Genomic DNA, 14,404 nt, shown 5'->3' with positions numbered 1-14,404 from the left:
AAGTCTCCTTTTTTCAAAATGAGGAACCCGCTATGGATCACGGGGTAAGCATCATGTTGTCGATAAGCCGCGTTTTCCCCACCTTCACCGCCATGGCCATAAGCACCGGGCCGTTGACAACCGGCACATCGTCCAAAGTCTGAGGATCACAGATGGCAATGTAATCGATCGTTGTATCTGGAACCGTGGTGATTCTTGCAGCAGCGGACCGGGTGATGGCGGCGGCGATGGTCTCTCCATCCTCCACCAACTGTCGGGATGCCACCAGGGCCTGGTAGAGGCAGGCGGCGGATTGCCGTTGGCTGCGCGTAAGGTGCATATTTCTGGAACTCATAGCCAGGCCGTCAGCTTCCCTGACGATAGGTGCACCGACGATGTCGACGCCCATCTCCAGGTCGTTGACCATCTGCCGGATGATCGCCAGCTGCTGAAAGTCCTTTTCACCAAAGATGGCCATGTGGGGTCGGACAATGCCCAGCAATTTGGTGACTACCGTGGCTACGCCGTCGAAGTGGCCTGGGCGGGAGAGGCCGCAGAGGTGTCCAGGAAGAAATTTCAAGGATACAAACGTCTGAAATCCTTCTGGATATATCTGATGCGCATCGGGAAGGAAAACCGCGTCAACCCCAGCTTTTCGGGTCATATCCAGATCCCGCGTTTCGTCTTTGGGATAGGTGGCCAGGTCCTCGTTGGGGCCGAACTGGGTGGGGTTAATAAAAATGCTCACCACCACATGATCTGCCAGGGATTTGCCTTTTTCCATGAGGGACAGGTGGCCCGGGTGCAGGAACCCCATGGTTGGTACAAAGGCGATGGTCTTTCCCGATCGGCGCAGATCGGATGAAAAGCGCCGCATCTGGCTGATAGTGCGAAAAATATGGATGGCTCACTCCTTTTTCCGGTTAACCAACCGCTGTCGTTAAAGTCGGCTTCTTTTTCGCGCCCGGCATTCCGAGAAAAAGCGGATATGTGCCATGGAGCAGGTCAGCAATAGAGCAATAGTCTGGAAATGTCAATAATGACATCGTCTTATAAAACAAGAACAAAGCCGGATGCCGACTTTGCTCGGTGATGAATATGATCCTGAACGCCGACAGATAGTTACACCGTGCGGTGGCGCCTTCACGTCAGCCGTCAAAATCCATCATGCGGGGTTCAATGGCACCTTGTGTTCCATCAGGGTACAGACCATGTCCCGGGCCGTCTCAAGATCCAGTCGCCCCATGTTCAGCACCAGATGGTATAAGTGCGGATTTTCATAATCACTCTTGCCCAGCCGTTTATAGAGGCTCAACCGTCGACGATCTTCGTTGCCCACCAGCCGTTCGGCTTTATTGCGTGCCATTTCATAGCGTTTCATAATAAATTGGACCCGGCTTTCAAATTCATTCACCAGCAGAATGTGGAAAGCATCGGGGTGGTCGTTGAGAATATATTGGCTTCCCCGGCCCAGGATCACCACATTTCCTTCATCGGCGAACTGGGCAATAATGAGCACCAGGTAATCCAGATAGATCTGCTCATCCAGATAGCCACGTTCATCTGACAGCACCCGATCCATCCAGCGCTTTGAAACCATGCGGGAAATCATGCGGGACAACTTGCTGCCGGCCTCTTTTTCAAAGGATTCAACCCAGTGGGTGGAGACATTGGCCTCCTTGGCCACACGCTCAAGAATGTCGCGGTCGGCAAAGGTGTAGCCCAAAGAATCGGCAATCATTTTGCCGAGAGTAATGCCGCCTGCGCCGAACTGCCTCGAAATGGTGATGACCGCCATTGGTGCCTCCTCACTCTCGTTGCGGGTTAGGATCGATTTCCACGGTGCTTGCCGGCCGCTACCCCTCTTTAGGAGGAATTAGCAGGACCGGAAAAATGGACTGCTCCGCAAGTCCTTTGCTGATGCTTGTTCCCCATCGGTCCTTCCACAGGCTTTTATGCGGGGAACCGGCAATAATCATGGAAGACTGGCACTCCCTGGCACCTTTGTCGATTTCCGAAACCGGATCGCCGATATAGACATGGGGTTTTGCCGTGATACCGTAATCTTCCAGATCATCGCACAGGGCATCCAGTTTTTTGCGGTTTTCCTTGCGGGTTTTCTGGATGCCCATGGCAGTTGTTTCCTTCAGGTCTTTTTCGCTGGCTACATGGACCACATCTACTTCGCGGATCACCGCTTTGAGGGATTTCAGATAGTCGATGGCCCGGTGGCTGGCCGCAGACCAATTAGTGGCCAACAACGGCTTTTCAAAGGGATTTTCCGCCAACGGTCCCTTCTGGGCAAGATATTTATAAACCAGCACGGGGGTTGCGGAACGGTGAATAATTTCGGTGATGTCAGACCCGGAATAGAGCTGCTCAAGGCGCCCCTTTCGCTCAGGACTCAGGACGATCAGGTCCACCGATTCCTTCTCGGCCGCCTGGATCACCTGGCCGGCAAAACTGCCGACGACGATATAAACCCCCACTTCCATGCCCTGTTCGAAAAGCGTTTCCGCCCAGTCGATAAACCGGATGTTGGCCTTTTCCCGAAGCCGGATTTCAGCTCCTTTTTCGTAACCCTTGCCCCGTCGCATGGCTACCTTGTCACGCTCGATGACATTCAGGAACACCACATGGCTGAGGGCGGCTTTCTTCAGGTCCATCAGGGACTGCAACGCATCGAACCGGAGGTTGTCAAAACGGGTGACAAATAACAGCTTTTTTATCTCCATTTTATCTCATCCTTGCCAGCCTTGCCGACCATACCGTATCCCAACTTCCGGACCGCTATCCCAAAAATTTTTTAATCTCCCGGGCAAGCTCATCGGGTTCAACGGGCTTTTCCAGATAGTTTTCCGGTTCGGGCACCGGTTTGTCCCCGAATTCCGTGAGCGCCTTCTGGGAGCGCAGAAAGGTACGTTTGGCCACCCCGGAAAGGATGATCACGGGAATACCGACCAGCGACTTGTCCGTCTTCAATTCACGATAGAGGCGGATGCCGCTTTGTTTGGGCATCAGCACATCCAGAACCACCAGGTCCGGCCGATCCTTTTTGATAATCTCCAGCCCCTCTTCTCCGTTGGCTGCTTCGATGGGCGTATAGCCGCTCTCTTCCACAACAGTGGTATTGAACAACCTTACATCCGGATCGTCGTCCACGATCAATACTTTTTTACTCATCTCGAGACCTCCTTAAAGGTTAACGCCGATAGCTGAAATTAAAATGCGCATCGATAGACGTTAAGATAACTATTTTGACAATCCCAGAGAGAGGAAGCCGCATGGCAATATATCGACGGCCGATAACGCAATCCAAATTAATTATCATAAAGCCATTTTCAGTTCAGGCTGACGGCATCCGGCACCTGGGCCGGAAATCGTATGCTGAAGGTGGTTCCCTCCCCCTCGGTGGATGCAACGTCGATGGTTCCCTTGTGTTCTTCCACCAGCTTGGCCGTCACCAGCAAGCCGAGTCCGGTCCCCTTCACCCCTTTGGTGCTGAAAAAGGAGGAGAAGAGCTTTGATCTGACTTCTTCTGACATGCCGCAGCCGTTGTCGCTCACGTCAAAGCGAATGGTCCCGGTCTCCTCCTTTTCGGTGGTGACCGTCACCTGATGGTCCTTTTCGACATCTGGATCAAAGATACATGCATCGATGGCATTTGTCACCAGATTCATCAAACAGCGGTGTACGGTGCGCGGATCCATGATCACCGGTGTCATCCGGTCGGACAGTTGTTTGACCATTGTCACCTCGTGATCCCTGGCCACCCCATCGAGCAGTTCACAAACATCTCCGGCAATATCGTTGGGATTGCAGGTTTCATACTCAGGCTCCCGTTCCTTGGAATAAGAGAGCAGGTCCATCACCAGGTCTGAGGTGCGGGTGATGTTGCGCTGGATCATCTCCCAGCCGCTTCTCAATTTTTCGGTGTTGTCCCGCTCCAGCCCCACGTCCATCAGATAGCTGCCGCCTTTGAACCCGTGGAGGATGTTTTTGATGCAATGGGCCATTCCGGCAACGGTCTGGCCCACGGCAGCCAGCCGTTCGCTGTTGACCAGATCCCGTTCCAGCCGCTTGATTTCACGCAGATCCTGGAAGAAGGCCACGGTTCCCATCATTTTTTTCTTTTCCCGCAGGACGGTGCCGGAAAATCGAACTGGAATGGGTTCGCCGGTGCTGGCACGGATATCGTTTTCCACCCAAGGCGAGGTTTCGTTGGCATCCTCCCCCAAACCCGTTCGGGTGAGGGTCTCCTGAACCCATTGGGGCAGAAAAGCCCTGGCATCTTTGGTGGAGACGACATCGGCAGCCGAATAGCCAAAAATCCGCTCGGCGGCCGGGTTGAAAATGACGGTTTTCCATTGATCATCTGTGGCAATGATGCCGTCATTGGCGCTTTTGATCAACTTGGCCTGGAAGTTGGACTTGCGCATAAGTTCTTCATGCAACAGGGCATTTTCAATAGTGGCGCCGATGCGGTTGCCGATCAGATCCAACAGGTTCAATTCTTCGGATGAAAACCGCTCGGTCTCCCTTTCGATGCGCATGACACCGAGGCCCTTGGTCTCTTTGGCGCTGATGGGAACGTAGGCGAAGGTCGGACCCGCGGTCTCTTCGTCATTTAAAAACCGCCCCCGGTGATCCCCCTCGTTGTAAATGATCGGTTTGTCGGTGCGAAACACCTTGCGGATAATCTCCGCTTGCGAGTCGGGGCCGGCCTGACCGTATCCCGGATCCGCATAGCACGTATTGAAATAACGAAGGTCGAACCGCCCCCCGTCTTCTGCCATGTATAAACAAACGCTCTCCGCCTTCATGAAATCGCGGATCTCCAACACCGCACCTTCGATGCGCTTCTGCAGGGTCAGCGGCGCGTTGAGGGCTGTGTATATGGAGCACAAGGTGCTCAGTTCCCGGTTGCGCCGCCGCTGTTCCTCTTCGGCCTGTTTGGCCGCAGTGGTGTCCCAGAGGGTTTCGATGGCTCCCACCACGGTACCGTCGGCAGCCTTGATCGGGGCGGCGGTGAACCAGCACCACCTGCCGCTGACGCCCAACCGGGGGAAAAAGACCTCGGCCTCGTATCCGCCGTCGATCAGGGCGGATTTTTTCCACTTAGCGCCGTAAAGGTCCCAGATCTCCTGGTCGCTCTTCTGGTCCAAAATGAGGTCGGCCATGGCCGGGCGCTCGCGGCTCCAGAAGGGAGCCCACTGGCGGTTGGTTCCCACCATCTCCGATGAAGGGTGGCCGGTAAGCTTTTCCATGGCCTGGTTCCAATGGGTAATGGTGTGATCCCGGTTTAAAACGAAGGTGGGGATGGTGCTGCCCTGAATGATCTGAGACAGGGCACGCTGGTTCTCCTCCAGCTTGCGGGTGTATTGCCTACGGTCGGCATCGGCACGTTTTTTGGGCGTATTGTCCCACAGGGTTTCAATAGCGCCGATAACGCTGCCGTCGGCAGCCTTGATCGGAGCGGCGGTGAACCAGCACCACTTGCCGTCATTACCCAACTTGGGAAAGAAGACCTCGGCTTCGTATGCACCGTCGATCAATTCTGATTTTTTCCATTTGCCGCCGTATAGGTCCCAAACGTCCTGATCGCTCTTCTGGTCCAGGATGACATCGGCCATGGTCGAACGCTCGCTGTCCCAGAAGGGCACCCATTGATTGTTGGTGCCAACCATCTGAGACGCCGGATAACCGGTCAGCTGTTCCAAAGCCCGGTTCCAATGGGTAATCACATGTTCCTGGTTGAGAACGAAGGTGGGGATGGTGCTGCCCTGAATGATCTGGGACAGCGACCGGCGGCTCTCTTCCACCTCACGGGTGTATCGTGCGCGCTGGGTCTCGGCCTCTTTTTTCTCCGTGGTGTCCCAGAAGGTTTCAATGGCACCGATGACACTGCCGTCCGTGGCCCGGATGGGAGCGGCGGTAAAAAAAAGCCACTTGCCCCCTTTGCCCAGCTTGTGAAAAAAGACCTCCGCTTCGTAAGCCCCTTCGATCAACTCCGATTTTTTCCACTTGCCGCCGTATAAGTCCCAAATTTCCTGTTCGCTGCGTTGATCCAGAATGACGTCGGCCATGGTGGGCCGTTCTTTGTCCCAGAAGGGAACCCACTGGTGGCGGGTGCCCACCATCTTCATGGATGAGAAGCCGCTTAACCGTTCCAGAGCATGGTTCCAGTTTGTGATGACATGGTCCCCATTCAAGATAAATGTGGGGATGGTGCTGCCCTGGATGATCTGGGTAAGCCGGTTCTCACTCTCTTCAATGCGGATGATATCCCGGCGGTGTTCGCCTTCGATCCGCTTTTTCTCCGTGGTGTCCCACAAGGTTTCGATGGCCCCCATCAGGGTGCCGTCCGAAGCTTTTATGGGAGCAGCGGTAAATAGGAGCCACCGCCCTTTTTCCCCCAAATGCTCGAAAAACTCTTCGGCTTCATAGGCATCTTCTACCAATGCAGAGGGTCGCCATTTGGCCCCGTAGTATTGGCTGATTTCACCGGACTCCAGCTGATCGAGAATCACGTCAGCCATGATGGGACGGGCTTTTTTACGAAACGGCTTCCAGTGATGGTTGGTCCCCACGATTTCGTTGGCGGCAAAACCGGTGAGCTCTTCCAGGGCCTGATTCCAATGGGTCACAATGTGGTTCCGGTTGATCACGAAGGTGGGCGCAGTGCTACCCTGAATGATCTGGGACAGGGCCTGCTCGGTTTCCTCCAGTTCCTTGACGTACCGGCGGCTTTCCGTTTCCGCCCGTTTGTTTTCCGTGGTATCCCAAAATGTCTCCATGGCTCCGACGACGGTGCCATCGGATGTTTTCAAGGGCGTGGCGGTAAACCAGCACCATCGTCCCCGTTTGCCCAGCCTGGGGAAAAAGACCTCGGCCTCATATCCGTCTTCAATGAGGGTGGATTTTCGCCAATGCTCTCCGTAAAGCATGCTAAGTTCCGCTTCACTTTGCTGTTCCATGAGCACATCGGCCATACAGGGCCGTTCACTTTCCCAGAATGGCTCCCACTGGTGCCGGGTACCGACCATCCTGGCGGCTGGATAACCGGTCAGTTTTTCGAGGGCCTGATTCCAATGGGTAATCACATGGTCGCGGTTCAGCACGAATGTGGGGATGGTGCTGCCTTGAATGATCTGGGAAAGGGTTCGCTCGCTCTCTTCGATGCGGCGGGTGTATTTGCGGCGTTCGACCTCGGCCCGCCGGTTTTCGGTATTGTCCCAGAGGGTTTCGATCGCGCCGATGATCGTGCCGTCTGATGCCTTGATCGGAGCGGCGGTAAAAAAGAGCCAGCAGCCGCCGTCACCCAGGTGGTCGAAGTATTCTTCCGCCTCGAAGCCGCCTTCCACCAGCGTGGAGGGTTGCCATTTGGATCCGTAGTAATGGTCGATCTCACCCGTTTCCAACTGATCGAGAATCACGTCGGCCATAATCGGCCGTTCTTGCCTGCGGAAGGGCTTCCAGTGATTCCGGGTGCCCACCATCCTGTCAGCACCGTGGCCGGTGAGGACTTCCAGCGCATGGTTCCAGTGGGTGACCACGTGGTCACGATTGATGACGAAGGTAGGGATGGTACTACCCTGGATGATCTGGGAAAGTGATTTTTCATTTTCGTAAAGTTCGGTTTCGATCTGCTTGAACCGGCGGTTGCGCTGCATCAGGATGTCAGCGGTTTTACGAAAGCATTGATGAATCCGGTCTTGGACCGTTTCAAGGGTGAGTGTCTCGGTGGTCAGTGAATCCAGGGCTTCTCTGCGAATGGTCTCCAACTGCAGCAAGTCCCAGAGAAACCGCGAATCCTGATGGTCGATCAGTTCCACCTCGGCCGGCTTTATGCGCGAGATGGTACGGGCCAGGTCAAGGTCCCAGGTGACCTCGATGATGGTTTCCAACCCTTCCAGACTACAAATCTCGCGGTAGTCCCCGCAGGTATAAATCCCCAGCGAGCGGGCGTAAGTGATACCCACTGCCTTGTCGTCGAGATCGGCGACGCCCAGAACTTCCGGATGCCTATCCTTGAAATGGTCGCCTAACAGGTGTCTGAGCAGTTTATCGCAAAACCTGCCTCCCCCGACAATGGCAATTTTGGCATTTTCGATTTGACGGATCATGGAACCTGTTGTCTTACCACTTTTATTTTTTAGGTTATGGAATCAGCAGCACCGGCAGTTCACTCAGTTCGGCGATCTGGTGGGATACGCCCCCCAGCCAGTACTCTTGGAACCAATCTTTTCCGGTTCGCCCCATAACGATCATGGTGGCGCCGAAATCTCTGGACATCTTGATGATTTCTTCCACCGTACGACCCATTGTCAGATGATATTCGCTCGGTATGCCGGCATCATCAACCTCCCGGCAATAGGACTGGAGCCGTTTTACACTTTCGTCTTCGAGGCGTTTGACCGCCGGCGGCTCTAGATTCTTGATTCGCCGGGCACCCAGTACATGGGTGACGATGAGTTTTTCCACCAGTCCTTTCAATGCCAGCGTTGCGTCGAGGGCACGCCGGGAGGGTTCCGACCAGTCCGACGCCAGCAGCGGCCGCTTCCAGATCTGTTCGTTGGTTCGCATCAGTGACTCTCCCTGCCATTCATATTGTACCATGTATTTGCTCATGAGCACCGGAATGGTGCTCCGGCGCAGAATGTCAAGGATGTGGGTTCCGACGTACACCTTTTCCAGCGTGGTACGTTTCTTGCGGCCTACGACAATCAGGTCGGCGTCTTCCTCTTTTGCCATTTCCAGGATTGCGGCATTGGTCGCCCCCACTTCGACCCGCTGGTGAAATTCCAGTTGCGGGTCGCCGATGGTCTGTATCCAGTCATCGAATTTTATGCGGGCTTCCTCGCGCATGCGTTTCTCGTCTTCTTTTAACGTGCCGCCATAGGGGACAAATGCCACATCTTCCCGCAGAATCACATTAGCCAGAACCACTTTTTTGAGTCCGGCCGCCTTCAATTCGAGGAGGCTCTTTAACGAGTTAAAGGCCAATTCCCGGAAACGCGTATGAAAAAGCATGGTTTTGAAAGTCATTGTCGGTCTCCCGTTCCTAAAAGAATATAAGGCTCACCACCGCAAATGACGGCAGTAAAAATACCACCGTATATTTCAGAATATACCCGAAAAAACTGGGCATGGGCGTACCGGCTTCCTCGGATATGGAACGGACCATGAAGTTGGGGGCGTTGCCGATATAGCTGCAGGCGCCGAAAAAAACGGCCCCGGCGGAGATGGCCTTCAGGTACAGGGCCTTGTCCGTCATCAGCAGCGGGACCGCCTGGGCCTCGGCCATTCCCGGGTAGTGACTGCCCAGCGCCGTGTTGAAAAAGGTCAGATAAGTAGGAGCATTGTCCAGAAAACCGGACAGGGCCCCGGTGACCCAGAAGTAGTGTACCGGCTCATTCACGGCATTGATCAGAAAGGCCAGTTGGCCATGCGCGCCGGCCTTTAAAATCAGCAGGCAGGGGATCATGGTAATAAAGATGCCCACGAACAGGTAGGCCACCTCGATGATGGGAAACCAGGTAAAGTCGTTGTCTTCCCGGATTTCCAGGGCGGTAGTAGCCATGGAGAGAAGGCCCATGACAATCAGGAAGCTGTCCCTAGCCCAGTCCTGGATCCCCCGGTGGACGCCCAGCACATTAACGTGGCCCCAGTCGACCATGCCGCTCATCAGCACGGCGCCGATGATGCCGGCCAGGAAGATGAAATTGTGGATCCCAACCAGCTTCAGCGGCGTCTTTTCGGCTTCGTCCGCCGGGACGCGACCGGTTTCCTTTCGGAAGTAGTATAAATCCAGAAAAAAATAGATCACCAGCAGCAATCCGGAAACGGTTGCCATCTGGGGTATAATTTTGAACGTCCAGAAAAAGGAGACCCCATGCAAAAAACCCAGAAATAGCGGCGGATCTCCCAGCGGTGTCAATGACCCGCCGATGTTGGCCACCAGAAAGATGAAAAAAACCACCATGAAGGTGCGGTTTTTACGGTAGTTGTTGGCCCGCAAAAAGGGCCGGATCAGGAGCATGGCGGCTCCGGTGGTACCCATCCAGGAAGCCAACAGGGTGCCCAATGTCAGAATGATCACGTTGACCACCGGCGTTCCCCGAAGCGACCCCTTTAAAAGAATGCCGCCGGAAACGGTATACAGGGACCACAGCAGAATAATGAAGGGCACATAGTCCGCCAGGATAATATGAACAATTTCATAAAAAGCGGTGCCTTTGTAGACGAAAAGGAACGGAGCGGCCATGGCCGCTGCCCAGAAGGCTGACACCTTCCCGAAATGGTGGTGCCAGAACTCCGGTGCCAGAAGCGGAAACAAGGCGATGGAAAGCAGCATGCAGGCGAAGGGTATGCAGCTCCACAGCGGCAGGACAGGGCCCAGGTCTTCATGACTCTGATGAAGCCCCGGGTCTGTCGCGCTGAGTCCCTCTTGCGTGTTTCGTTCAGTCGGCGAGGTTCCCGCCGTTGAAGTATTGCCTTCGTGATGTTCGGCAAGTGTGTCCTGCGGTTCGGACGCTGATAACATCGGCGCATAGACGGCCAGAGCAAGCAAAAAGGCGACGGACCACAGGGCACGCATGATCATCAAAGGTCTGCGGGCTATGCTCATGGGCTGTCTGGCCTCCCTGTTGAGAAACAGGGCCAATTCAACGATTGACCCATGTCGATGAAAAAGGAGATCGCCGACTGAACCGATAGGGTATCCCCCGGCATGGTCAGTCAGTTAGTGTCCGTCCAGAAATGAGGGATTTTGGTCGAGATCAAGGCGAGCGAACAATTTTACCGGAGGCATATAGATGATATTCCGAGGATAAAATTTTTCGCGCAACGCAAAGATCTGGAAAAATAACCATTTATGGATGGGCACTAGTAAAACCACTGCTCAGATCTGCCAGTTATCTTCAGGGAGTGCCATCCTCAGGTGGAAAAGGCTTTCCCTAATGTTCATTCCGATGTCTGTCTTGTAATTTTTTCTATCCCTATCGCTCCGCTCAGCGTCTAAATCCAATGGAAAATCAGGTTTGCCACGCTTTCAGGATATCGTCTAACCATTAGATATGAAATGGAATGTAAGTCTTGCATACTACGGTTTTCATTTTATTGTCAACTGGTTTGGCCGGACCGTCGCGGCACGAAGGGCCGTTCGAGCCGCTGGCGAAAGTTGTAAACAAGGGGGTCGTATGGCATCGAATGCACCCAATGCCATCTTGATAGATACGGTCGATGACCCGGGCGGCTGAGGAAAAGAAAATAGATAGTGGTCAGACTGTTGAAAATCGTCGCTTTGAGGCTGCTTTGCATGTTTTTTTCATCAAGGGAGCGGTTATTTTGTTCATCCCATGCGGGGATCCCACGACGGCGGGGACAATTTGAAAAAACCATTAAAGCGTTGATCAACTCGCGCGGTTCAGTGTACAGAACAAAGCTACCCTTGCTTTCCAGAAAAGGCTGAAATTGAACAAGATTCAAACTTCCGGGCTGGTTGATATCCATGTGGCCGTATTGCTTTTTGGTCTTGCGGGATTGTTCGGGAAATTTCTGGCGCTGCCCGCATGGTGCATTGTACTGGGCCGGACTGGTTTCGCCACGATCGTTTTAGGGGTAATTCTCTGGCTCACCAAAAGAAACAGCCCGCCCAAAGATGCTAAGACCATGGGGTTGTTTGGCCTGCTGGGGCTGATCTTGGCCGTTCATTGGATCACTTTTTTTCATGCCATCCAGGTTTCCAGCGTGGCTGTGGGCTTGCTGGCCTTTTCCACCTTCCCGGTGTTCATTACATGCATCGAACCTTGGTGGTTTAAGGAAAAACGTCGCCCGATGGATATGGTCACAGCACTGCTGGTCGTTTTGGGGCTGTGCATCATGGTCTATCCGTCATCTTTTGGTGGACATCTTTTTTCCGGTGTTTTTTGGGGAATGATCTCTGGGTTTACATTTGCTGTTCTTTCCCTGTTAAACCGGAAATGGGTAAGGCAATACCCGCCGGTGGTCATCGCCTTCTACCAGAATGCCGGGGTGACCCTGCTGCTGCTGCCGATGATGGCAGGGGTCAATGTACACATCGATGCCGGTCAATGGGGAATGCTGGCCTTTTTGGGAGTTGTCTGCACGGCCCTGTCCCACGCCTTGTTCATTCGCGGGCTTACTTTTGTCCGCGCCCAGCTGGCCTCCGTGATCACCTGCCTCGAACCCGTATATGGGATTGTCTTTGCCTATTTTCTGCTTCATGAAATACCGTCCCTCCACACCCTTGTCGGAGGCGCTGTAATTTTAATGACCACCCTCGTGGCCATGGTCCGGAGGGTGGCCGTTTGATATCGGCAAGTAATTGTGGCATGCACCAACCCATTTAACGATTCAAAGCCTTTGGGAGCGAATTATGAAAGAAGAACCCAATCCGGATGTCATCGTCGATTTTATTTCCGGAAAACCGGTGCCCAATATAGGGGCCGAAGCCAACCGTCAGCGGGTGGAACGATACCTGATAGAAATCAACGGTTTCCGTCGTGAAGAGGTGATGGTGGATGCCCCGATTGATGTAAAGATCAATGATGAGGTATATCGGTCGGTGGTGGATCTGGTGGTTCAAATCGGGAGCAGACCGTTAATCGCCGTAAAATGTGCGGCCGGTTCACTGGGGTCGAGAGAGAGGGAAATCGTATCGGCGGCACGGCTTTATGGCGCCTCTCCGCTTCCCCTGGCGGTGGTGTCCGACGGATCCGGCGCCATAGTACTGGATGTGGCAACCGGAAAGAAAATAGGCAACGGGCTTGCAGCTATCCCGACCAGAAACGAGGCCGTCAACCTTGCCGAGGCGGATCCATTACCCCCGGTAGCGCCCGACCGGCTGGATAGAGAAAAGCTGGTATTTCGGTCTTATGATTCCATGAACGTGAATGTAAGAAGACGGGGCAATTGAGATAAGTTCTCGGTTCATCCCTCAAAATCATAATTGCGCACGATCTTGTCGGTAAACCGCATCAGTGGTCCGCGTCGCTCGGACGCATAGTGGCAAAGACGCTGCCACCATGCTTCACCCATCAACACCCTTTTTATTGAATAATCACGGGTGTCGGTGATACCGTTGATCTCAATCTGCTCGATGCCGAAATCCCCGTAAGCGGAGCCCAGCATCATGGCGGCGGCGATCACATCAATGGCATGCTCCTTAACCAGCACCCGGCTGTAAAGCTTGGAAAGGGCAACCGGACGACTGTCATAACGCAGGCTCCTGGCAATACCTACGATCCGGTTCACCGGAAAGCTGTGAAGCTCCACCGCGCACCCGTAGTCCGTTTTCATGACCAGAAAAGGAGTGTTGTTCGTGACCACCAGCAGGTCCACGTCGTTGGGAAGATGGTCTCCCGGATTACCGGCCAGGCATCGGGCCAGCGAACCGAACAACAGCAGCGCCTTGGGGTGGTAATCTATCAAATCCGCTTTAATCCGCTCAATGGCGGACAGCATTGGTGTCAGATGATGTTCGTTTTCCACCGTGCCTCGCAGTAGGGAAGACGTTTGAGACTTTCAAATGACCGAATGGGATGAGTGTAGCGGGGAAAACTGGGAAAGGCAAGACTGCGCCGTTTACCAGAAAGGCAAAGGCATTGGAAACGGCGCATCGGATTAAACGTTACAGGCCGGCCACCTCTTTGCCACAATGTTTGCAGACCTTGGCGCGCTTTTTGATTATTTCTGCGCAGAAAGGGCATTCGCGACTGTAAAACCGTTCATGTATTTTTTTCACGGCGGCATCTACCTGTTCCTGAAGGCGCTGGTTGCCGAATTTGAGATTGCGGACGGGTTCGATAGCCTCCAGTTCGCCGATATCGCCGATCATTTCCGCCGCCTTCAGGCGAACCCGCACCGGCTCAGCCGAATCCATGAGCAGCCTCAGGATCGTTACACCGTCATGGTTCACATAGCAGTCAGCCAGAATCGAAAATCCTTTTTTGATGTTTTGTTTCAGGACCTCTTCCTCGGCACGCGCCTGATCATCGATTACCTGACCGGTTGCCCCAACCGGGCTGAAAACGGGCATCAGTTCGAACTGGTCGGTCCCGGGATAGTTCATGCAGCGGTAAGAGGCGTGATGAGCGTAGTTTTCCATCATGTTATCCCATCCCTGGGTGTAAAGGGGACACTCGTCGTTAAAGCACATGAACAGGTAAGGTGTTCCCCAGCCCAGACCGTCGCCGACGTTGATGGACGGCACCTCCCAGATGCTCATCTTCGCATTGCAGTGAGGGCAGGCAGGCTTTTCCATACCCAAAATTTTTTCAAAAACTTCTTCTTTGGTTTCAAAAGCCATCTGCACGCCTCCATGATGTGGGTTGGCCGATTCAATCTGAGGATTCATTAAATGCCTTGCACCAAACATTAGCGACTAAATTAAGGCCTGGTT

12 protein-coding genes are annotated in these 14,404 nt (G+C 53.9%); 2 read left to right on the top strand and 10 right to left on the bottom strand.

Annotated elements, in window-relative coordinates; all coding sequences use genetic code 11:
- Nucleotides 1-37: 37 nt before the first annotated feature.
- The 8 genes from panC to ACHZBS_RS13665 all read right to left on the bottom strand — a co-directional run bounded on the left by panC (nucleotide 38) and on the right by ACHZBS_RS13665 (nucleotide 11,493).
- A complete protein-coding gene (gene panC, locus ACHZBS_RS13700) occupies nucleotides 38-877 on the bottom strand; it encodes a pantoate--beta-alanine ligase (RefSeq protein WP_319409086.1) in 840 nt (279 codons plus the stop codon).
- A gap of 267 nt (nucleotides 878-1,144) precedes the next feature.
- Nucleotides 1,145-1,777, bottom strand: coding sequence for a cytidylate kinase-like family protein (locus ACHZBS_RS13695; protein WP_319407074.1), 633 nt, complete (start codon nucleotides 1,775-1,777; stop codon nucleotides 1,145-1,147).
- A 58-nt stretch (nucleotides 1,778-1,835) separates the two neighbouring features.
- A complete protein-coding gene (locus ACHZBS_RS13690) occupies nucleotides 1,836-2,714 on the bottom strand; it encodes a universal stress protein (RefSeq protein ID WP_319407073.1) in 879 nt (292 codons plus the stop codon).
- A gap of 55 nt (nucleotides 2,715-2,769) precedes the next feature.
- Nucleotides 2,770-3,162, bottom strand: a complete 393-nt coding sequence (locus tag ACHZBS_RS13685; RefSeq protein WP_319407072.1) for a response regulator — start codon at nucleotides 3,160-3,162, stop codon at nucleotides 2,770-2,772.
- A 158-nt stretch (nucleotides 3,163-3,320) separates the two neighbouring features.
- Entirely contained in the window at nucleotides 3,321-8,105 is a 4,785-nt protein-coding gene (locus ACHZBS_RS13680; RefSeq protein ID WP_319407071.1) for a PAS domain S-box protein, read from the bottom strand.
- A 34-nt stretch (nucleotides 8,106-8,139) separates the two neighbouring features.
- On the bottom strand, nucleotides 8,140-9,027 hold the full coding sequence (locus ACHZBS_RS13675) for a universal stress protein (protein ID WP_319407070.1): 888 nt from the start codon (nucleotides 9,025-9,027) through the stop codon (nucleotides 8,140-8,142).
- 16 nt (nucleotides 9,028-9,043) lie between these two features.
- The gene (locus tag ACHZBS_RS13670) at nucleotides 9,044-10,609 is read right to left on the bottom strand and encodes a sodium:proton antiporter (protein ID WP_319407069.1); all 1,566 of its coding nucleotides are present in this window, start codon (nucleotides 10,607-10,609) and stop codon (nucleotides 9,044-9,046) included.
- 494 nt (nucleotides 10,610-11,103) lie between these two features.
- Nucleotides 11,104-11,493: a hypothetical protein gene (locus ACHZBS_RS13665; RefSeq protein WP_319407068.1), complete on the bottom strand. Its 390-nt coding sequence runs from the start codon at nucleotides 11,491-11,493 to the stop codon at nucleotides 11,104-11,106.
- On the opposite strand from ACHZBS_RS13665, the gene ACHZBS_RS13660 reads away from it, so the two are divergent.
- The gene (locus ACHZBS_RS13660; protein ID WP_319407067.1) at nucleotides 11,455-12,315 is read left to right on the top strand and encodes an EamA family transporter; all 861 of its coding nucleotides are present in this window, start codon (nucleotides 11,455-11,457) and stop codon (nucleotides 12,313-12,315) included. The two genes, ACHZBS_RS13665 and ACHZBS_RS13660, sit on opposite strands and share 39 nt — an antisense overlap.
- Before the next feature lie 64 nt (nucleotides 12,316-12,379).
- Nucleotides 12,380-12,919: a type I restriction enzyme HsdR N-terminal domain-containing protein gene (locus ACHZBS_RS13655; protein WP_319407066.1), complete on the top strand. Its 540-nt coding sequence runs from the start codon at nucleotides 12,380-12,382 to the stop codon at nucleotides 12,917-12,919.
- A gap of 14 nt (nucleotides 12,920-12,933) precedes the next feature.
- On the opposite strand, the gene ACHZBS_RS13650 is transcribed toward ACHZBS_RS13655, so the two are convergent.
- Both ACHZBS_RS13650 and ACHZBS_RS13645 read right to left on the bottom strand, forming a co-directional pair.
- Nucleotides 12,934-13,494 (bottom strand): hypothetical protein, encoded by a 561-nt coding sequence (locus tag ACHZBS_RS13650; RefSeq protein WP_319407065.1) that lies wholly within the window; start codon nucleotides 13,492-13,494, stop codon nucleotides 12,934-12,936.
- 139 nt (nucleotides 13,495-13,633) lie between these two features.
- A complete protein-coding gene (locus ACHZBS_RS13645) occupies nucleotides 13,634-14,311 on the bottom strand; it encodes a zinc ribbon domain-containing protein (protein ID WP_319407064.1) in 678 nt (225 codons plus the stop codon).
- Nucleotides 14,312-14,404 lie beyond the last annotated feature (93 nt).

It is taken from the genome of uncultured Desulfosarcina sp. (assembly GCF_963664155.2).
Lineage (GTDB): Bacteria > Desulfobacterota > Desulfobacteria > Desulfobacterales > Desulfosarcinaceae > Desulfosarcina.
This window is presented reverse-complemented; position numbering and strand designations above follow the sequence as displayed.

What these genes read in the sequence shown, in the direction of transcription:
- ACHZBS_RS13695 (WP_319407074.1), bottom strand. Translation starts at nt 1,777, where the DNA reads ATGGCGGTCATCACCATTTCGAGGCAGTTCGGCGCAGGCGGCATTACT.
- ACHZBS_RS13690 (WP_319407073.1), bottom strand. Translation starts at nt 2,714, where the DNA reads ATGGAGATAAAAAAGCTGTTATTTGTCACCCGTTTTGACAACCTCCGG.
- ACHZBS_RS13685 (WP_319407072.1), bottom strand. Translation starts at nt 3,162, where the DNA reads ATGAGTAAAAAAGTATTGATCGTGGACGACGATCCGGATGTAAGGTTG.
- ACHZBS_RS13680 (WP_319407071.1), bottom strand. Translation starts at nt 8,105, where the DNA reads ATGATCCGTCAAATCGAAAATGCCAAAATTGCCATTGTCGGGGGAGGC.
- ACHZBS_RS13675 (WP_319407070.1), bottom strand. Translation starts at nt 9,027, where the DNA reads ATGACTTTCAAAACCATGCTTTTTCATACGCGTTTCCGGGAATTGGCC.
- ACHZBS_RS13670 (WP_319407069.1), bottom strand. Translation starts at nt 10,609, where the DNA reads ATGAGCATAGCCCGCAGACCTTTGATGATCATGCGTGCCCTGTGGTCC.
- ACHZBS_RS13665 (WP_319407068.1), bottom strand. Translation starts at nt 11,493, where the DNA reads ATGGATATCAACCAGCCCGGAAGTTTGAATCTTGTTCAATTTCAGCCT.
- ACHZBS_RS13655 (WP_319407066.1), top strand. Translation starts at nt 12,380, where the DNA reads ATGAAAGAAGAACCCAATCCGGATGTCATCGTCGATTTTATTTCCGGA.
- ACHZBS_RS13645 (WP_319407064.1), bottom strand. Translation starts at nt 14,311, where the DNA reads ATGGCTTTTGAAACCAAAGAAGAAGTTTTTGAAAAAATTTTGGGTATG.